The 18,953-nt window shown below is 63.5% G+C and carries 17 protein-coding genes; 12 read left to right on the top strand and 5 right to left on the bottom strand.

The window, feature by feature from the left end:
* Window positions 1-335: 335 nt before the first annotated feature.
* From AO356_RS13350 to AO356_RS13335, 4 genes are read left to right on the top strand one after another with little or no spacing between them, the layout of a single operon-like run.
* Window positions 336-1,691 (top strand): M16 family metallopeptidase, encoded by a 1,356-nt coding sequence (locus AO356_RS13350; protein ID WP_060740188.1) that lies wholly within the window; start codon window positions 336-338, stop codon window positions 1,689-1,691.
* A complete protein-coding gene (locus AO356_RS13345; RefSeq protein ID WP_060740187.1) occupies window positions 1,684-3,174 on the top strand; it encodes a M16 family metallopeptidase in 1,491 nt (496 codons plus the stop codon). Before AO356_RS13350 ends, AO356_RS13345 begins: the two co-directional genes overlap by 8 nt.
* Window positions 3,174-3,785 carry a 16S rRNA (guanine(966)-N(2))-methyltransferase RsmD gene (gene rsmD / locus AO356_RS13340; RefSeq protein WP_060740186.1) on the top strand — a complete coding sequence of 204 codons (612 nt, stop codon included), beginning with the start codon at window positions 3,174-3,176 and terminating at the stop codon, window positions 3,783-3,785. Before AO356_RS13345 ends, rsmD begins: the two co-directional genes overlap by 1 nt.
* A gap of 31 nt (window positions 3,786-3,816) precedes the next feature.
* The gene (locus AO356_RS13335; RefSeq protein ID WP_060743115.1) at window positions 3,817-4,815 is read left to right on the top strand and encodes a hydrolase; all 999 of its coding nucleotides are present in this window, start codon (window positions 3,817-3,819) and stop codon (window positions 4,813-4,815) included.
* A 431-nt stretch (window positions 4,816-5,246) separates the two neighbouring features.
* On the opposite strand, the gene AO356_RS13330 is transcribed toward AO356_RS13335, so the two are convergent.
* Together AO356_RS13330 and AO356_RS13325 are read right to left on the bottom strand one after the other, a co-directional pair.
* Window positions 5,247-6,101 (bottom strand): sulfurtransferase, encoded by an 855-nt coding sequence (locus AO356_RS13330; protein WP_060740185.1) that lies wholly within the window; start codon window positions 6,099-6,101, stop codon window positions 5,247-5,249.
* Between the two features lie 33 nt (window positions 6,102-6,134).
* Window positions 6,135-6,806 carry a TetR/AcrR family transcriptional regulator gene (locus tag AO356_RS13325; RefSeq protein ID WP_060740184.1) on the bottom strand — a complete coding sequence of 224 codons (672 nt, stop codon included), beginning with the start codon at window positions 6,804-6,806 and terminating at the stop codon, window positions 6,135-6,137.
* 148 nt (window positions 6,807-6,954) lie between these two features.
* Here AO356_RS13325 and AO356_RS13320 point away from each other — a divergent pair, with 148 nt between their 5' ends.
* From AO356_RS13320 to AO356_RS13300, 5 genes are all read left to right on the top strand, one after another.
* On the top strand, window positions 6,955-8,385 hold the full coding sequence (locus tag AO356_RS13320) for a coniferyl aldehyde dehydrogenase (RefSeq protein WP_060740183.1): 1,431 nt from the start codon (window positions 6,955-6,957) through the stop codon (window positions 8,383-8,385).
* Between the two features lie 27 nt (window positions 8,386-8,412).
* Window positions 8,413-8,958, top strand: coding sequence for a hypothetical protein (locus AO356_RS13315; protein ID WP_060740182.1), 546 nt, complete (start codon window positions 8,413-8,415; stop codon window positions 8,956-8,958).
* Window positions 8,959-9,106: 148 nt separating this feature from the next.
* Entirely contained in the window at window positions 9,107-10,702 is a 1,596-nt protein-coding gene (locus AO356_RS13310; RefSeq protein WP_060740181.1) for a GMC family oxidoreductase, read from the top strand.
* Window positions 10,703-10,817: 115 nt separating this feature from the next.
* Entirely contained in the window at window positions 10,818-11,297 is a 480-nt protein-coding gene (gene coaD / locus AO356_RS13305) for a pantetheine-phosphate adenylyltransferase (protein ID WP_003177462.1), read from the top strand.
* Window positions 11,298-11,430: 133 nt separating this feature from the next.
* Window positions 11,431-11,682, top strand: a complete 252-nt coding sequence (locus AO356_RS13300) for a YfhL family 4Fe-4S dicluster ferredoxin (RefSeq protein WP_060740180.1) — start codon at window positions 11,431-11,433, stop codon at window positions 11,680-11,682.
* A gap of 146 nt (window positions 11,683-11,828) precedes the next feature.
* Here AO356_RS13300 and AO356_RS13295 read toward each other — a convergent pair whose 3' ends face one another.
* Genes AO356_RS13295 through AO356_RS13285 form a run of 3 tightly spaced genes read right to left on the bottom strand, consistent with a single transcriptional unit; the run spans window position 11,829 to window position 13,863 of the window.
* A complete protein-coding gene (locus AO356_RS13295) occupies window positions 11,829-12,149 on the bottom strand; it encodes a hypothetical protein (RefSeq protein WP_060740179.1) in 321 nt (106 codons plus the stop codon).
* Between the two features lie 55 nt (window positions 12,150-12,204).
* Window positions 12,205-13,017, bottom strand: coding sequence for a bifunctional DNA-formamidopyrimidine glycosylase/DNA-(apurinic or apyrimidinic site) lyase (gene mutM / locus AO356_RS13290; RefSeq protein ID WP_060740178.1), 813 nt, complete (start codon window positions 13,015-13,017; stop codon window positions 12,205-12,207).
* A 30-nt stretch (window positions 13,018-13,047) separates the two neighbouring features.
* The gene (locus AO356_RS13285; RefSeq protein WP_162491253.1) at window positions 13,048-13,863 is read right to left on the bottom strand and encodes an HDOD domain-containing protein; all 816 of its coding nucleotides are present in this window, start codon (window positions 13,861-13,863) and stop codon (window positions 13,048-13,050) included.
* Window positions 13,864-14,054: 191 nt separating this feature from the next.
* On the opposite strand from AO356_RS13285, the gene AO356_RS13280 reads away from it, so the two are divergent.
* From AO356_RS13280 to ilvD, 3 genes are all read left to right on the top strand, one after another.
* Complete coding sequence (locus tag AO356_RS13280; protein ID WP_060740176.1) at window positions 14,055-15,251, top strand: class I SAM-dependent rRNA methyltransferase; 1,197 nt, start codon at window positions 14,055-14,057, stop codon at window positions 15,249-15,251.
* A 215-nt stretch (window positions 15,252-15,466) separates the two neighbouring features.
* Window positions 15,467-16,672: an MFS transporter gene (locus AO356_RS13275; RefSeq protein WP_060740175.1), complete on the top strand. Its 1,206-nt coding sequence runs from the start codon at window positions 15,467-15,469 to the stop codon at window positions 16,670-16,672.
* A 268-nt stretch (window positions 16,673-16,940) separates the two neighbouring features.
* On the top strand, window positions 16,941-18,782 hold the full coding sequence (gene ilvD / locus AO356_RS13270) for a dihydroxy-acid dehydratase (protein WP_060740174.1): 1,842 nt from the start codon (window positions 16,941-16,943) through the stop codon (window positions 18,780-18,782).
* Window positions 18,783-18,953: the final 171 nt, after the last annotated feature.

Raw genomic sequence — 18,953 nt, 5'->3', positions numbered from 1 at the left:
GCTATCTCACGGTAGCGACGCGCCACGAGGGCGCCTCGGTGATAAATATTCAATGCTGAACAGACTGCGTTTCATCCAGCTTGTTCACGCGCAACATTTTGTCGAAGCGTCCCAGGACGCCTCAAAGTCGATTTTTTCGAAGGACTGGTACGGCATCATCTGCGAAAACGCCGGGATCAACGAGCAAACCCGGGGTTTCTCCGCAGAACCCAGACAACCCCGGGCCGATAAAAGGCCCGATAGGCGTGGCCGCCAGTAAAACGGATCAGTATCCTAGCACCTCCTCGCCTGCCGAGGCTAAGACCTAGCAGGCAACCCAACAGGTTTAAACACGAATGAATGCTCTTGCCCGCCGCGCCGCAGGCCTGCTGCTCAGCACAGTTTGTCTGCCTCTTTCAGCCCTGGCTGCCGACCCACAACCCACCCATGAATTCACCCTCGACAACGGCCTGAAGGTCGTCGTGCGCGAAGACCATCGTGCGCCGGTGGTGGTGTCCCAGGTCTGGTACAAGGTCGGTTCCAGCTACGAAACGCCAGGCCAGACCGGTTTGTCCCACGCCCTTGAGCACATGATGTTCAAGGGCAGTGAAAAAGTCGGCCCCGGCGAAGCGTCGCTGATCCTGCGCGACCTCGGTGCCGAAGAGAACGCCTTCACCAGCGACGACTTCACCGCCTACTACCAGGTGCTGGCCCGCGACCGCCTGGGCGTGGCCTTCGAACTGGAAGCCGACCGCATGGCCAGCCTGCGCCTGCCGCCGGAGGAATTCAGCCGCGAAATCGAGGTGATCAAGGAAGAGCGCCGCATGCGCACCGACGACAAGCCCATGTCCAAGGCCTACGAGCGCTTCCAGGCCATGGCTTACCCGGCCAGCGGCTACCACACGCCGACCATCGGCTGGATGGCCGACCTGGACCGGATGACCGTCGAGGAACTGCGTCACTGGTACGAGTCCTGGTACACCCCGAACAACGCGACCCTGGTGGTGGTTGGCGACGTGACGCCGGAGGAGGTCAAATCCCTGGCCCAGCGTTATTTCGGCCCGATTGCCCGGCGCGCGGTGCCGGTCGCGAAAATCCCCTTGGAACTGGCCGAACCCGGCGAACGCCAGATCACCTTGCATGTGCAGACCCAACTGCCCAGCGTGATGCTGGCCTTCAACGTGCCGAGCATCGCCACCGCGACGGACAAGGCGTCGGTCAACGCGTTGCGGCTGATCTCGGCCCTGCTGGATGGCGGCTACAGCGGCCGGATCCCGACCCAACTGGAGCGCGGCGAAGAATTGGTGTCCGGCGGCTCGTCGAGCTACGACGCCTTCACCCGCGGCGACTCGTTGTTCACCTTGTCGGCGACGCCCAACACGCAGAAAAACAAAACCCTCGCCCAGGCAGAAGCAGGTTTGTGGCGCTTGCTTGAGCAGTTGAAAACCACCGCCCCGACCGCCGACGAACTGGAACGCGTGCGCGCCCAGGTCATCGCCGGCCTGGTGTATGAGCGCGACTCGATCACCAGCCAGGCCACCGCCATCGGCCAGCTGGAAACCGTCGGCTTGTCCTGGAAGCTGATGGACACCGAACTCGCCGAACTGCAAAGCGTGACCCCGCAAGACATCCAGAAGGCAGCCCAGCTGTATTTCACCCGCTCGCGCCTGAGCGTTGCGCACGTCCTGCCCGAGGAGAAAGCTCATGAATGAGCGCAAATCATCGCGCCTGGTGCCGATCGGCCTGGTATTGATCGCCCTGGCCGGCGCCCTGGCCTTTTACCTGTCGCCGTCCAGCGACTCCAACGCCAGCCAGGCATTGGACAAGGCCAAGTCCGGCAACAAGCTGCAATCCCTGGCCGAACTGAACGACAAGGCCCCCAGTCGGCGCCAGCTCGACGTGCAAACCTGGACAACCGCTGGCGGCGCCAAGGTGCTGTTCGTCGAAGCCCGGGAATTGCCGATGTTCGACCTGCGCCTGACCTTCGCCGCCGGCAGCAGCCAGGACGGCGACGCCCCCGGCCTCGCTCTGCTGACCAACGCCATGCTCAACGAAGGCGTGGCCGGCAAGGACGTCAGCGCCATCGCCCAAGGCTTCGAAAGCCTCGGCGCGGACTTTGGCAACGGCGCCTATCGGGACATGGCCGTGGCGTCCCTGCGCAGTCTCAGCGCAGCCGACAAGCGTGAGCCGGCATTGAAGCTGTTCGCCGAAGTCGTCGGCAAACCGACCTTCCCCGCCGACTCCTTCGCCCGGATCAAGAACCAGATGCTCGCCGGTTTCGAGTACCAGAAGCAGAACCCCGGCAAACTGGCGGGCCTGGAACTGATGAAGCGCCTCTACGGCGAGCATCCTTATGCCCACTCCAGCGACGGCACCGCCGACAGTATCCCACCGATCACCCTGGCCCAGGCCCGGGCTTTCCACGCCAAGGCCTATGCCGCCGGCAACGCAGTGATCGCACTGGTGGGGGACTTGTCCCGCGCCGAAGCCGAAGCGATTGCCAACCAGGTGTCCGCCGCGCTGCCCAAAGGCCCGGCCCTGGCGAAAACCCCGGCACCGGTGGAACCGAAGGCGAGCATCGGCCACATCGAGTTCCCGTCCAAGCAGACCAACCTGATGCTCGCGCAATTGGGCATCGACCGCGACGATCCGGACTATGCCGCGGTGTCCCTGGGCAACCAGATCCTCGGCGGCGGTGGCTTCGGCACGCGGCTGATGACTGAAGTCCGCGAAAAACGCGGCCTGACCTACGGCGTGTATTCCGGCTTTACGGCGATGCAGGCCCGCGGCCCGTTCATGATCAACCTGCAGACCCGTGCAGAGATGAGCGAGGGCACCTTGAAACTGGTGCAGGACGTGTTCGCCGACTACCTCAAGAACGGTCCGACCCAGAAAGAACTCGATGACGCCAAGCGTGAGTTGGCGGGCAGCTTCCCGCTGTCCACCGCCAGCAATGCCGACATCGTCGGTCAGCTCGGCGCCATGGGGTTCTATGACTTGCCGCTCAGCTACCTGGAAGATTTCATGCGCCAGTCCCAGGAACTGACGGTCGAGCAGGTCAAGGCCGCGCTGAACAAACACCTGAGCACTGACAAAATGGTCATCGTCACCGCCGGCCCGAGCGTGCCGCAAAAGCCGTTGCCGCCCCCTACTGACAAACCTGCCGAGCAGCCGCTCGGGGTTCCGGAGCACTAATGGCCCGCCCATCGAATTCCAGCAAGAAACCCGTGCACAACGGTGTGAACCAGTTGCGCATCATCGGCGGCGAATGGCGCAGCCGGCGCCTGAGCTTCCCGGATGCCCCGGGGTTGCGCCCCACCCCGGACCGCGTGCGGGAAACCCTGTTCAACTGGCTCGCGCCCTATGTGGCAGGCGCTCGGGTACTCGACCCGTTCGCCGGCAGCGGCGCACTGTTTCTCGAGGCCCTGTCCCGTGGCGCCGCCATGGGCCAGGCGCTGGATGCCAGCAACCTGGCGGTCTCCAGCCTCAAGGAACACCTGGGCACCCTGCGTTGCACCGTCGGTCAGGTGCAGACCGCCGACGCGCTGCGCTACCTGGACAGCCAACCGGCAACGCCTTTCGACCTGGTGTTCCTGGACCCTCCTTTCAACCAGAACCTGTTGCCGACGGTCTGCGCCTTGCTCGAGGAGCGTCACTGGCTGGCCGAGGATGCCTGGGTCTACACTGAAAGCGAGACTGCCCCGTCCACCCTGGGCTTGCCGGGCAACTGGCGCTTGCACCGCGAGCAGAAATCCGGACGGGTGTACTACGCGTTGTGGCAGCGTTTGCCAAAGGACATTGGCTGAACGGCTGACCAGTGCATCGAGAACAATAATGATGTCCGCCGCATCTGAACGTTTCGTCCCTGCCCCGGGCCTTGGCAACCCGCACCTGCAAACCTTGTGGGGCCCCTTGTGGCGCCAGACCACCCACATCGAGCGTCAACGCGAGCGCCTGTGGCTGGAAGACGGTGATTTCCTCGACCTCGACTGGCACGGCCCCCACAGCGCCGAGGCACCACTGGTGCTGGTGCTGCACGGGCTGACCGGCTCTTCCAACTCGCCTTACGTGGCCGGGTTGCAGCAGGCGCTCGGTCGCCAGGGCTGGGCCAGCGCGGCCTTGAACTGGCGCGGCTGCTCGGGCGAGCCGAACCTGTTGCCCCGCAGCTATCATTCGGGCGTCAGCGAAGACCTGGCCGCCGCCATCACTCACTTGCGCGCCAGGCGGCCCTTGGCGCCGCTGTTTGCGGTGGGTTATTCACTGGGCGGCAATGTGTTGCTCAAGCACTTGGGCGAAGCCGGCCGCGACAGCCAGTTGCAAGGAGCGGTGGCGGTCTCGGTACCGTTTCGCCTCGACCAGTGCGCCGATCGCATCGGCCAGGGATTTTCCAAGTTCTACCAAGCGCACTTCATGCGACAAATGGTGGCCTATGTGCGCAACAAGCAACGCCAGTTCCAGCACGACGGACGCCACGAAGGCCTGGCGACCCTGGCGGCCCTTGGCCCGCTGGAAAACATGCGCACCTTCTGGGACTTTGACGGCCGGGTGACCGCGCCGCTGCACGGGTTCTCCGATGCCGCGGACTACTACCGCCGCGCCTCCAGCCGTTATTTCATGGCGAGCATCAGCACGCCGACCCTGGTCATCCAGGCCGCCGACGATCCTTTTGTGTTTCCCCACAGCCTGCCCGAGCCCGGCGAGTTATCCACCTCGACCCGACTTGAACTGCACGCCCGGGGCGGGCATGTCGGGTTTGTCGACGGAACCCTGCGCCGCCCAGGGTATTACCTGGAGCGACGGATTCCCGATTGGCTGGCCAGCCTGAGGCGCGGCTGACGATTCGCAGACAACACAAATCCCCTGCGCCGGTTCAGCGTTCGCCAAGAATCCTCTGTGGGAGCGAGCTTGCTCGCGATAGCGGCGGGACAGCGACATTGAAATTGCCTGGCACACCGTCATCGCGAGCAAGCTCGCTCCCACAATTTTTTTGGGGTATTCACCGGTTCAGCGTTCGCCAGCAATCCCCGTGGGAGCGAGCTTGCTCGCGATAGCGGCGGGACAGCGACATTGAAGTTGCCTGGCACACCGTCATCGCGAGCAAGCTCGCTCCCACAATTTTTTTGGGGTATTCACCGGTTCAGCGTTCGCCAGGGAATCCCCTGTGGGAGCGAGCTTGCTCGCGATAGCGGCGGGACAGCGACATTGAAATTGCCTGGCACACCGTCATCGCGAGCAAGCTCGCTCCCACATTGGTTTTTTGGGGTGAGCTATTCGCCCTTCGCCACGCCCCGCTGGGGATCATTGATCCACTCACTCCACGAGCCGGCATACAGCCTTCCCAAGGGATACCCTGCCAGGCACAAGGCGAACAGGTTATGGCACGCCGTCACGCCGGAGCCGCAGTACGCCACCAGTTCGGTGGGCGAGCGCTCGCCCAGTTTTTCGGCGAAGCGTTGCTTGAGCTGGGCGGCCGGCAAGAAGCGTCCATCGGCGCCCAGATTGTCGGTGAACGCTGCGCACTGGGCGCCCGGGATATGCCCGGCCACCGGGTCGATCGGCTCGACTTCGCCCTTGAAGCGCGGCAACGCCCGGGCATCCAGCAGGGTCATGGCCGATTCGCCGAGGCGTTGTTGCAGCGCTTGCGCATTGATCAACAAGCTCGCATCCGGCGCCCCCGTGAAACTTCCACGGCTGTGCTGCGGCGGATCCAGGCTCAACGGCAAGCCAGCGGCATGCCAGGCCTTGAGCCCACCGTCGAGGATGGACACGCCATCACGCTTGCCCAGCCAGGCCAGCAACCACCAGGCCCGCGCGGCATAAGCGCCAGGGCCGTCGTCGTACAGCACGACGTCGCTGTCGTTATCGAGCCCCCAAGCCCTGAGGCGCTCGATCAAGGCCTCGGGCTCGGGCAGCGGATGGCGCCCGGTCACGCCTCTGGTCACCGGCCCGCTCAGGTCGCGCTCAAGGTCCGCGAACGACGCCCCGGCAATGTGGCCCTCGGCATAACTGCGTTGACCGTAATCCGGATCTTCCAGGGCAAAACGACAATCGAGGATGACCAGCCCGGGCCGTGATCGCCGCTGTTCGAGGGCTTCGGGGCTGATGAGTTGCGCGATGGGCATGGTGAGCTCCTGTGGCTAAGTCGGGGATCGATCCTACTGCCCTTCCTCCAGGGTCTGGGCCAGGGGGACGTAATATTCCTTGAACAGTGCATCCACCGCTTCGCGGGCCTGATCGGTCACGAAACCGGCTTCCAGCACCAGTACCTGATAGACGCCGCGCTTGATGGCCTGCTCACTCAGGTGACTGAAATTTTCCCGCGTGGTGCACAGGAACCGCACCCAGGACGTGAGAATGATCCAGGCGTTGAGGGTCAGGGACTCGATCTGCACCCGGTCCATCTTCAGGATGCCGGCGGCAACGAAACCTTCGTAGATCGCGGTGCCGTGGATCAGGCAGCGCTGGGAAAACCGACGATAGCGGGCCGCAAGGTCCGGATCGCTGTCGAGCAGATGCTCCAGGTCCCGATGCAGGAAGCGATAGCGCCACATGGCCGCCAGCAGCTCCTGCAGGTAGAAGCGCTTGTCATCCACCGTGGCCGCCCGGCCCTGGGGCGGACGCAGGAAACTGTCCACCAGGTTCTCGTATTCACTGAACAGCACGGCGATGATCGCCTGCTTGTTGGGGAAGTGGTAATAGAGGTTGCCCGGGGACATGTCCATGTGGGCGGCGATGTGATTGGTGCTGACGCTGCGCTCACCCTGTTGGTTGAACAGCTCGAGGCTGTTTTGCACGATGCGCTCGCTGGTTTTCATTCGTGGGGCCATGGTTTGGGCTTTAATTCGACGAAGGCATTGATCGGCATCTTACGACCTATCGGTCACAGGAAAAACCCACAGCCGTTGCGGATGCCATTGACTTTCTAGAGTATAAGCTCTAGAAAACACCCACTCTAATAATATCCGGTGCCTGACGATGCCTGCCGACGTTGCCTACCTGCACGAGTCTCAACAACAACTGGACGAGCTGCGGTCGCTCTTCGATGCCCAGCGCCAGGCCTACGCCGCCCATCCGATGCCACCGGCTGAACAGCGCCGACAATGGCTCAAGGCACTGCGCGAGGTATTGAGCAACGAACGGCAAGCCTTGATCGACGCCATCAGCCAGGATTTCAGCCACCGCAGCGCCGACGAGACACTGTTGGCCGAGCTGATGCCCAGCCTGCACGGCATCCATTACGCCAGCCGGCACCTCCAGGGCTGGATGAAACCCTCCCGACGCAAGGTGGGCATGGCCTTTCAACCGGCCTCAGCCAAAGTGATCTATCAGCCGTTGGGGGTGGTCGGGGTCATCGTGCCGTGGAACTACCCGCTGTTCCTGGCCATCGGGCCGTTGGTCGGGGCGTTGGCGGCGGGCAACCGGGTGATGCTCAAGCTGAGCGAATCGACACCGGCGACCGGCTTGCTGCTCAAGCAACTGCTCGCCCGGGTCTTCCCCCAGGACCTGGTGTGCGTGGTGCTCGGCGAGGCGGAGGTCGGCATGGCGTTTTCCAAGTTGCCCTTCGATCACCTGTTGTTCACCGGCGCCACCAGCATCGGCAAGCATGTCATGCGGGCCGCTGCTGAAAACCTGACCCCGGTCACCCTGGAGCTGGGTGGGAAATCGCCGGCCATCGTGTCGGTCGATGTACCCATCAAGGACGCCGCCGAACGCATTGCCTTCGGCAAAACCCTGAATGCCGGGCAAACCTGTGTCGCCCCGGACTATGTGCTGGTGCCGCAGAACCGCGTCGGTGAATTCGTCGAAGCGTATCGCGAGGCGGTTCGCGGGTTTTATCCGACCCTGGCGGACAACCCGGACTACACCGCCATCATCAACGAACGACAACTGGCGCGGCTCAATGGCTACATCAGCGACGCCACCGGCAAGGGCGCGTTGCTGATCGAGCTGTTCGAGCAAGGCCAGGGTCGCCGCACGGCCCACAGCCTGCTGCTCAACGTCAACGATGAGATGACCGTCATGCAAGACGAGATCTTCGGCCCACTGCTGCCCATCGTGCCCTATGACCATCTGGACCAGGCGTTTGCCTACATCAATCAGCGACCCCGCCCGCTGGCGCTCTACTACTTCGGCTACAACAAGGCCGAACAGCATCGCGTGCTCCACGAAACCCATTCCGGCGGCGTCTGCCTGAACGACACGCTGTTGCATGTCGCCCAGGATGACATGCCGTTCGGCGGCATCGGGCCCTCGGGAATGGGGCATTACCACGGGCATGAGGGCTTCCTGACCTTCAGCAAAGCCAAGGGCGTGCTGACCAAACAGCGATTCAACGCGGCGAAGCTGATTTATCCGCCCTACGGCAAACCCTTGCAGAAACTGATTCAGAAGCTGTTTGTCCGCTGACGCGTGTCTGCCCGGGTAATCACAATCATGAACGCCAGCCTCACCGATACCCCCGCGCTGTCACGGCGCGGCCTGCTGAAATTCAGCCTCGGCGCCAGCGCCTTCCTGGCCACCGTCGGGCTGGGCGCCAGCCTGAGCGGCTGCTCGCCAAGCCAGCCGGCCGCCGGCCTGACGGCCCTGCGCGACAGCGACCTGGCGTTTTTACGCGCCGTCATCCCTGTGATGCTGGACGGCGCAGTGGCCGTCGGGCAGATCCCTGCCGCCATTGACGCGACCCTGGGCAGCCTCGACAGAAGCCTGGCCCACTTGTCCCCCGCCATGCTCAAGCTCCTGCACCAGCTGTTCGATGTGCTCACGCTGGGCGTTACCCGCGGGCCACTGACCGGGGTCTGGGGGGCGTGGGAAAACGCCAGCGCCGATGACATCCGCCAGTTCCTCGCGCGGTGGGAAAACAGTTCGCTGGATCTGCTACAGCAAGGTCACTGCTCGTTGCTGCAATTGGTGATGATGGCCTGGTACACCCAATCCGAAGCCTGGGCGCATTGCGGGTATCCGGGGCCGCCAACGGTTTGAAAACCAGAACCAACCCCTGTGGGAGCGAGCTTGCTCGCGATAGCGTCACATCAGCCACCTATCGATTGACTGATATACCGCTATCGCGAGCAAGCTCGCTCCCACAAGGGGTCTATCGCTACCTCAAAACAATAAGAGAGCCCAGAACATGCCCGTACCCGATCCCTTCCGCGAAGGCCTGGCCCGTGGCTGGACCACCTACAACGGCGCGCAGTTGACCGAGGACCTGACCCTGGAAGCCGACGTGGCAATCATCGGCAGCGGTGCCGGTGGCGGCACCACGGCGGAAATCCTCAGTGCTGCCGGCTACCGGGTGTTGCTGATCGAGGAAGGGCCGCTCAAGACCAGCCATGACTTCAAGCTGCTCGAAGACCAGGCCTACAGCAGCCTGTACCAGGAAGGCCTCGGGCGCATGAGCAAGGACGGCGCCATCACCATCCTCCAGGGCCGGGCCGTCGGTGGCACCACGCTGATCAATTGGACCTCCAGCTTCCGCACGCCCGACCAGACCCTCGATCACTGGGCTGCCGAGCACAACGTCAAGGGCCACGGCCGTGCTGAAATGGCGCCCTGGTTTGCACAGATGGAACAACGCCTGGGCGTGGCGCCGTGGCTGGTTCCGCCCAACGCCAACAACGACGTGATCCGCAAAGGCTGTGAACAATTGGGCTACGCCTGGCACGTCATCCCGCGTAACGTGCGCGGCTGCTGGAACCTGGGCTATTGCGGCATGGGCTGCCCGACCAACGCCAAGCAGTCGATGCTGGTCACCACCATCCCGGCCACCCTGGACAAGGGTGGCGCGCTGCTTTACCTGGCGCGGGCCGAACGCCTGACGATCAAGAACGATGCCGTTGCCGGCCTCGAGTGCCAGGCCATGGACGAGCGCTGCGTGGCGCCCACCGGGCGGCGCATCACCGTCAAGGCACGGCACTACGTGCTGGCGGGCGGCGGCATCAACAGCCCCGGCCTGCTGTTGCGCTCCGCTGCGCCAGACCCGCACGAACGTGTGGGCAAACGCACCTTCCTGCACTTGGTGAACATGTCCGCCGGGCAATTCGACGAGGTCATCAACCCGTTCTACGGTGCGCCACAATCGATTTATTCGGATCACTTCCAATGGCAGGACGGAACCACCGGCAAGATGTCCTACAAGCTCGAAGTCCCGCCCTTGCACCCGGCGCTCGCCGCCACGCTGTTGGGCGGGTTCGGCCCCGAGAACGCCTTGCACATGTCCCGGCTGCCTCACACTCACGCCATGCTGGCGCTGCTGCGCGACGGTTTTCACCCGGACAGCCCCGGCGGCCGCGTCGAGTTGCGCAGCGACGGCACGCCGGTGCTCGACTACCCCGTTTCGCCGTATACCTGGGACGGCTTGCGCCGGGCCTTCCACAGCATGGCCGAAATACAGTTCGCCGGCGGCGCCAAGGCGGTCATGCCCCTGCACAGCGACGCCCGCTACGTGAAGACCCTGGCCGAGGCCCGCACGCTGATCGACGGACTCGACCTGGCCTTGTACCGCACGCGCCTGGGCAGTGCCCACGTGATGGGTGGCTGCGCCATGGGTGAAGACCCGAAAACCGCCGTCACCGACAGCCTGGGTCGCCATCACCAACTGGGCAACCTGTCGATCCATGACGGCTCGCTGTTCCCCACCAGCATCGGCGCCAACCCGCAATTATCGGTGTACGGGCTGACCGCACAATTGGCGACAGCCCTGGCCGAACGCCTGAAAAACCCATGAATATCCGGATTATTCGCAGCGTCTATAGTGCTTTCTTATCCAACAGCCGACTTGGCCGACCGAGAAGGCTGCGATACCATCCGACTCCCCAACGGACTCCCGCCAGGACGACGCGATGAACCGAGTGTTGTACCCAGGTACCTTCGACCCTATTACCAAGGGCCATGGCGATCTGGTCGAACGCGCCGCGCGCCTGTTCGACCACGTGATCATTGCCGTCGCCGCCAGCCCGAAGAAGAACCCGCTGTTCCCGCTGGAGCAACGTGTGGAGCTGGCCCGCGAGGTCACCAAGCACCTGCCCAACGTGGAAGTGGTCGGCTTCTCGACGCTGTTGGCCCACTTCGCCAAGGAAAAGAACGCCAATGTGTTCCTGCGCGGCCTGCGTGCGGTCTCGGACTTCGAGTACGAGTTCCAACTGGCCAACATGAACCGCCAATTGGCACCGGACGTCGAGAGCCTGTTCCTGACGCCGTCGGAGCGCTACTCCTTCATTTCCTCGACCCTGGTCCGGGAAATTGCGGCGTTGGGCGGTGATATCACCAAGTTTGTCCACCCGGCCGTGGCCGATGCGCTGACCCTGCGCTTCAAGAAATGACCGGCAGGCGCTGCGAGCCACCTCGCAGCGCAACGCAGTCCATCGCGCCCGCGTGCACTGCGCTCGCCAATGCGGCACAATTGCGCCCATACGTTTTCAGATGCCCGGGCCCAACGCCCCGGCAGGAGCCTGCATGTCCCTGATCATCACCGACGACTGCATCAATTGCGACGTCTGCGAACCCGAATGCCCGAACGAGGCCATTTCCCAAGGCGAGGAGATCTACGTCATCGACCCGAACCTGTGCACCCAGTGCGTCGGCCACTACGACGAACCCCAGTGCCAGCAGGTTTGCCCGGTGGATTGCATCCCGCTGGACGAGGCTCATCCGGAGACTGAAGAGCAGTTGATGGCGAAATATCGCAAGATTACTGGCAAGGATTGAGCTTTTAGGCGGCCCCACAGGCCCCATCGCGAGCAAGCTCGCTCCCACAGGCGCTTTGCTTCAGGCACTAAACACAGCAGATCCCTGTGGGAGCGAGCTTGCTCGCGATGAGGCCAGCAGCAACACCCAAGCTCCAGCTGCCCGCCTCACTCCTGCCGCTCAAACCCCTCCCCCACACACCCCAGGCACCGCACGAACGTGGCCCTGGCCGGGTCCACCACCAACGCCTTCCCCGCATCGCCGACCCCGCCGCCCAGCGCGGTAAAGGGCAACGACACCACGAATGCCCCAGCCCCGATCACCGTAGCGGCGAGCAGCAGCGGGCGGGCGATCAGCAGGTCACCGAGCATGGCGAAGGCCGGCGGATTCTGGATGGTGTAGCGCGGGTCGCCGCTGCCGCTGTTTGCCAGGGCAGGCAAACCGACACTCAGCAGCAGCGCTAGAACGACAGGTCGAAGCGGTTTCATCGGGCGATCCTTCGGCTAAATCAATATGACTACTGACTATAGACCGTCGGACGAATCAACTCTGGCAGCGTGGGCACCAGACACTGGCGCGCTGGCCCAGGCGGATTTCCCGCAGCCCCGTGCCACAGACCTTGCACAACTCACCGCCCCGGCCGTAGACGAACAGCTCCTGCTGGAAATAGCCGGGCTGGCCGTCCCCACCGATGAAATCCCGCAACGTGGTGCCGCCGCGCTCGATGGCATGGGCGAGGATGCGCTTGATCTCGATCGCCAGCTTCAGGTAACGCCCCCGGGAAATGCCTCCGGCAGCCCGACGCGGGTCGATCCCGGCGGCGAACAGCGCCTCGGTCGCGTAGATATTGCCCACGCCCACCACCACCGCGTTGTCCATGATGAACGGCTTGACCGCCATGGAACGCCCCCGAGACAGCTGGAACAGCCGTTCGCCATCGAACAGGTCGGTCAGTGGCTCGGGGCCGAGGCGAATCAACAGCTCGTGATTGAGCGGGTCGAGGCTCCAGAGCATCGCGCCGAAGCGCCGAGGGTCGGTGTAGCGCAAGGCCAGGCCGGACTCCAGCTCGATGTCCACGTGCTCATGCTTGAGGGCCGGCATGCCGACCTCCACCAGCCGCAGGTTGCCGGACATGCCCAGATGGCTGATCAACGTGCCGACCTCGGCATTGATCAGCAGGTACTTGGCCCGCCGCTCCACCTGCACGATGCGCTGGCCCGAGAGCCGCACGTCGAGATCTTCCGGGATCGGCCAGCGCAGGCGGCGGTCACGGACCACCACGCGACTGACCCGCTGGCCTTCAAGATGGGGCGCGATGCCGCGACGGGTGGTTTCGACTTCCGGCAGTTCTGGCATGAGGTTCTCGCGTCAGGCGACGCCACGCACTCAACGAGAGGCGAGGTCGCGAATTTCCTGTTTCTGGGTCTGGAAGTCGTATTCCGACAAACCGATGTAGTCGAGCACCAGGCTCCCGACGCTATCCCACTCGTGGTCTTCGGCCTGGTTGCCGAGCACCCTGTGGGACGCACAGATGTTCTCGGACATCTTCAGGATCGCCAGCAGGTTTTTCAACTGGCTGTTGTTGCGTGAAGAGTCGTCGCTGAAGACCGCCAGGGCATTGTGGTGGTTGGCGATCGCCTGGCTGACGTGATCCGGCAGGCGCCAGGATTTGGAGGTGTAGTAACCGACCACCGCATGGTTGGTGTTGAACACGCGGTTCTCGGTGTCCACCACCCGGCACTCGGCGCTGGCATTGGCGTAGGCCTCCTCCAGCACACTCATGTAGTTGGGGAACTGCTTGAGCATCAACGGCACGCCGCAGTCGTGGAACAACCCCAAGGCATAGGCTTCGTCACCGTTCTCCAGGCCGACGCGCTTGGCCAGGGTCAGGCAGGTCATCGCCACGTCCTGGGCCGTATCCCAGAAACGGTTCAGGGTCACGATGGCATCGTCGTGCAGTTCGCCCTTGATCGACTGCGCATTGATCAGGTTGATGATCGAACGGCTGCCCAGCAGGTTCACCGCGCGCTGGATCGAGGTGATCTTGTTGCGCAGCCCGTAATACGGCGAGTTGACGATCTTGAGCAAGGCTCCCGAGAGACCCGGGTCCTGGGAGATCAACTTGGCGATGGTCTCCAGGTCCGGGTCGGGCATGTACTGCTCCATCTGCAGATCCACCATGATCTGCGGCTGGGGCGGCACACTGATCCCTTGCAGGGACTGTTGGATCTGTTCGGCGGAAAGTTCTTTGGACATGAGTACACACTCCGGGTCAGGCGGGGATTCTAACCCTTAAAGATGGATCCGATACACCGCCGGGCCACCGATCGTCCTTCAAGCCCGTCAACCCTTGCAACACGGTATACTCCCGCTCTTTTTTCCGGAGCGACGTCATGTCCCTGCCTAGCCTGCGCCTCAAAGCCAACGCCGACCGTCGCCTGCGCGCCGGCCACCTGTGGGTCTACAGCAACGAAATCGATGTGGCCGCGACGCCCCTGCACGGCTTCAAGGCCGGCGACCAGGCCGTCCTCGAAGCCGCCGGCGGCAAGCCGTTGGGCATCGTTGCGATGAGCCCCAACAACCTGATCTGCGCCCGGCTGCTGTCCCGTGACGTGAAGCTGCCACTGGACAAGTCCCTGCTGGTGCATCGCCTCAACGTGGCGTTGTCCCTGCGCGAGCGGCTGTTCGACAAGCCGTTCTATCGCCTGGTCTACGGTGACTCCGACCTGTTGCCAGGCCTGGTGGTCGACCGTTTCGGCGACATCCTGGTGGTGCAGATCGCCTCGGCCACCATGGAAGCCCACAAGGACGACGTGATCGCCGCCCTGACCCAGGTGCTCAAGCCCAGCGGCATCCTGTTCAAGAACGACTCCGCGGCCCGTGACGCCGAGGGCCTGAACCGCTACGTCGAGACCGTGTTCGGCCTGGTGCCGGAATGGGTGGCCCTGGAAGAGAACGGTGTGAAATTCGAAGCGCCGGTCATGGAAGGCCAGAAAACCGGCTGGTTCTACGACCACCGCATGAACCGCGCCCGCCTGGCCCCGTACGCCAAGGGCAAGCGCGTGCTGGACCTGTTCAGCTACATCGGCGGCTGGGGCGTGCAAGCCGCGGCGTTCGGCGCCAGTGAAGTATTCTGCGTCGATGCCTCGGCCTTCGCCCTCGACGGTGTCGAGCGCAACGCCGCGTTGAACGGCTTCGCCGAGAAGCTGACCTGCATCGAAGGCGACGTGTTCGAGGCCCTGAAGGAGCTCAAGGCCAGCGAAGAACGTTTCGACGTGATCGTGGCCGACCCACCGGCCTTCATCAAGCGCAAGAAGGACCTGAAGAACGGCGAAGGCGCCTATCGCCGTCTCAACGAGCAAGCCATGCGCCTGCTCAGCAAGGACGGCATCCTGGTCAGCGCGTCGTGCTCGATGCACCTGCCCGAAGACGACCTGCAAAACATCCTGCTGACCAGCGCCCGTCATCTGGACCGCAACATCCAACTGCTCGAACGCGGCGGCCAGGGGCCAGACCACCCGGTACACCCGGCCATCGCCGAGACCCGCTACATCAAGAGCATCACCTGCCGGTTGTTGCCCAACAGCTGACACCGGGCGGGGCCAGTGCCGCAGCGCTGCGCCCCGCGCACTCGAATCGCATTCTGATCGCGGCCTCGGCTGCGATTTTTTTTTGCGCGTCTGAATAAGTCCGCAGGAGAACTCCCACGCAATTACCAGAGCCTTCCTACTCAATCTCCCCGCGCCTGGCGGGCATGACGCATTAGGATTGAAAGCGCCCCTCAGGTACGCCTTGGACCTCGTCAATGACTGATCCGCAAAATCGCCTGGCTGCCCGCAAACCAGCCACCGTCGGCTTGTTGCTGACGCTGACACTGCTCGGCGTCTTTCCCATCGATGTCGTGCTGCCCTCGTTCCCCGCCCTGTCCGAGCATTTCGAACGCTCATCCGCGGACATTGCCCTGTCTGTCAGCCTGTTCGCGGTGGGGATTGCCCTTTCCCAACTGCTGGTCGGCCCGCTCTCCGACGTCATGGGTCGGAAAAACCTGCTGTTGATCGGAATCGCCGTTTCCGCCGTTGGAGCCGCCGGTTGCTTGCTCGCCGACGGTTACGGGGCCTTTCTGTTCTTGCGTGTCGTCCAGGCCTTGGGGTGCGGTTGCTTCGTGCTGTCCCAAGCGCTGATCCAAGACCTGTTCACCGGCCGGGAACAGCAGCGCCTGCGGATCTTTCTGGTCACCTGCGGGGGGATTTTCATTTCCGTTTCGCCCCTGGCCGGCACCGGGCTGCAAAGCTGGATGGGCTGGCGAGGCAGCTTCCTGGTGTTCATTGCCCTGGCAATCGGTGCATTCATCAGCGCCTGTCGTTTACTTCAATGCCCTGTGGCAGACAGCCAACCCAGGCGCCTGGATTTCATCGCCTCCTATCGAAAGGTCTGCGGCGACTTCAGCTTCATGGCCTATTGGTTAACCTCGGCGCTGGCTTTTTCCTGCCACTTTTCGTTCATCGTCATATCGCCGCTGGTCCTGATCGACCAGTTGCGCCTCTCCCCCGAGGCTTTTTCCCTGGCGCTGCTGGGCTATGGGCTGGCCTACATCGGCGGGGGCGCGGTAGCGTCCGTGCTGAGCAATCGAATCGATCCACAGACGCAAATCATCACCGGGCTGGCCCTGATCCTCGCCGCAGGCCTCCTGATGCTGGGGCTTGCCAATCAACTGGGGTTGTCAGTCACCACCCTGTTGCTGCCCATGATCGTGTGCACCACCGGGACGACCATTGCCCGCGCAGCCGCCCACACCCAAGCCATGAACAGATTTCCCGGGCGGGCCGGCACATCCGCCTCCGCCGGCAGCGTGCTGATCTTCATCGTCGGCGGGCTTACCAGTGCCGCGATCAGCCTCACCCCGCTGGACTTGCAACTCACCCTGGCCCTGTGCCTGGTCTTGCTCAGCCTGCTGGGGCTGGCGCTCAATGCCCTGGTCCGGCAGCGTGACAGGGGGCTGTTGGCCGGCTGAACCCTGCCAGTCGTCATCCCGTGCACGACATTGGCGCCCGATCAGCGCTTTGCGTCATTTCATCCTGGCGCCAGCGGTGTAGAATCGTGGCATTCATCGCCATTCATCCCCGGCGGGTTTATGAGCTCATGCCGAGGCGCGCAGCGATCCTGCAAAGTCATCGGCCACTTCCGGACACACGGCCAAACCCGGGTGCTCCAGACGTCGACAGAAGCTCACTTCCCCATTGATACCTGATAAGTACCTGATTAGCCGCCCGGAGTGCTCCATGCCTGATTACCGCTCGAAAACATCCACCCATGGCCGCAACATGGCCGGCGCCCGTGCCTTGTGGCGCGCCACGGGGATGAAGGATGACGACTTCAAGAAGCCGATCATCGCCATTGCCAACTCCTTCACCCAGTTCGTACCCGGCCACGTCCACCTCAAGGACCTCGGCCAACTGGTTGCCCGGGAAATCGAACGCGTCGGCGGCGTTGCCAAGGAATTCAACACCATCGCCGTGGACGACGGCATCGCCATGGGCCACGACGGCATGCTCTATTCGCTGCCGAGCCGCGAGATCATCGCCGACTCCGTCGAGTACATGGTCAACGCCCACTGCGCCGACGCCATCGTGTGCATTTCCAACTGCGACAAGATCACCCCGGGCATGCTCATGGCCGCCCTGCGCCTGAACATCCCGGTGATCTTCGTTTCCGGCGGCCCGATGGAAGCCGGCAAGACCAAGCTCGCCAGCCACGGCCTCGACCTGGTCGATGCCATGGTGATCGCCGCCGACTCCAGCGCCTCTGACGAGAAGGTTGCCGAATACGAGCGCAGCGCCTGCCCGACCTGCGGTTCGTGCTCCGGCATGTTCACCGCCAACTCGATGAACTGCCTGACCGAAGCCCTGGGCCTGGCCCTGCCGGGCAACGGCTCGACCCTGGCCACCCACAGCGATCGCGAGCAGTTGTTCCTGCAGGCCGGCCGGACCATCGTCGAGCTGTGCAAGCGCTACTACGGCGAAAACGACGAGTCGGTGTTGCCGCGCAACATCGCCAACTTCAAGGCGTTCGAAAACGCCATGACCCTGGACATCGCCATGGGCGGTTCCACCAACACCATCCTGCACTTGCTGGCCGCGGCCCAGGAAGCCGAGATCGATTTCGACCTGCGCGACATCGACCGCCTGTCCCGTCACGTGCCGCAACTGTGCAAGGTCGCGCCGAACATCCAGAAGTACCACATGGAAGACGTGCACCGTGCCGGCGGGATCTTCAGCATCCTCGGTTCCCTGGCCCGTGGCGGCCTGTTGCACACCGACCTGCCGACCGTGCACAGCAAGAGCATGGCCGAGGCCATCGCCAAGTGGGACATCACCCAGACCACCGACGAGGCCGTGCATCACTTCTTCAAGGCCGGCCCGGCGGGCATCCCGACGCAAACCGCGTTCAGCCAGTCGACCCGCTGGGATACGCTGGACGACGACCGTGAAAACGGCTGCATCCGTAGCGTCGAGCACGCGTACTCCCAGGAGGGCGGCCTGGCCGTGCTCTACGGCAACATCGCCCTGGATGGCTGCGTGGTGAAGACCGCCGGCGTCGACGAGTCGATCCATGTGTTCGAAGGCAACGCGAAGATTTTCGAAAGCCAGGACAGCGCCGTACGCGGCATCCTCGCCGACGAAGTGAAGGCCGGCGACATCGTGATCATTCGCTACGAAGGTCCGAAAGGCGGCCCGGGCATGCAGGAAATGCTCTACCCGACGTCCTACCTGAAGTCCAAAGGCCTGGGCAAAGCCTGCGCCTTGCTGACCGATGGCCGGTTCTCCGGCGGCACCTCGGGCCTGTCCATCGGCCACGCTTCGCCGGAAGCGGCGGCTGGCGGTGCCATCGGCCTGGTGCGCGATGGCGACAAGGTCCTGATCGACATTCCGAACCGCTCGATCAACCTGTTGATCAGCGACGAAGAACTGGCCGGGCGCCGCATCGAACAGGACAACAAGGGCTGGAAGCCGGTGGAAGTGCGTCCGCGCAAAGTCACCACGGCCCTCAAGGCCTACGCCCTGCTCGCCACCAGCGCCGACAAGGGTGCGGTGCGTAACAAGGCGATGCTTGACGGCCTGTAAGCGTCGTTAGTCGCAATAAAAAATGCCCCGCCAAGTGCGGGGCATTTTTTTAGCGATGAGCGCAAATCCTGAGAACACCGACAATCAATGTGGGAGCGAGCTTGCTCGCGATGGTGGTGTGTCAGCCAACAAGGATGCTACTGATCCGACGCCATCGCGAGCAAGCTCGCT

Source organism: Pseudomonas fluorescens (assembly GCF_001307275.1).
GTDB classification, from domain to species: domain Bacteria; phylum Pseudomonadota; class Gammaproteobacteria; order Pseudomonadales; family Pseudomonadaceae; genus Aquipseudomonas; species Aquipseudomonas fluorescens_AA.
Note: the sequence above shows the minus strand (reverse complement) of the source record. Positions and strands in the feature narration are given on the sequence as shown.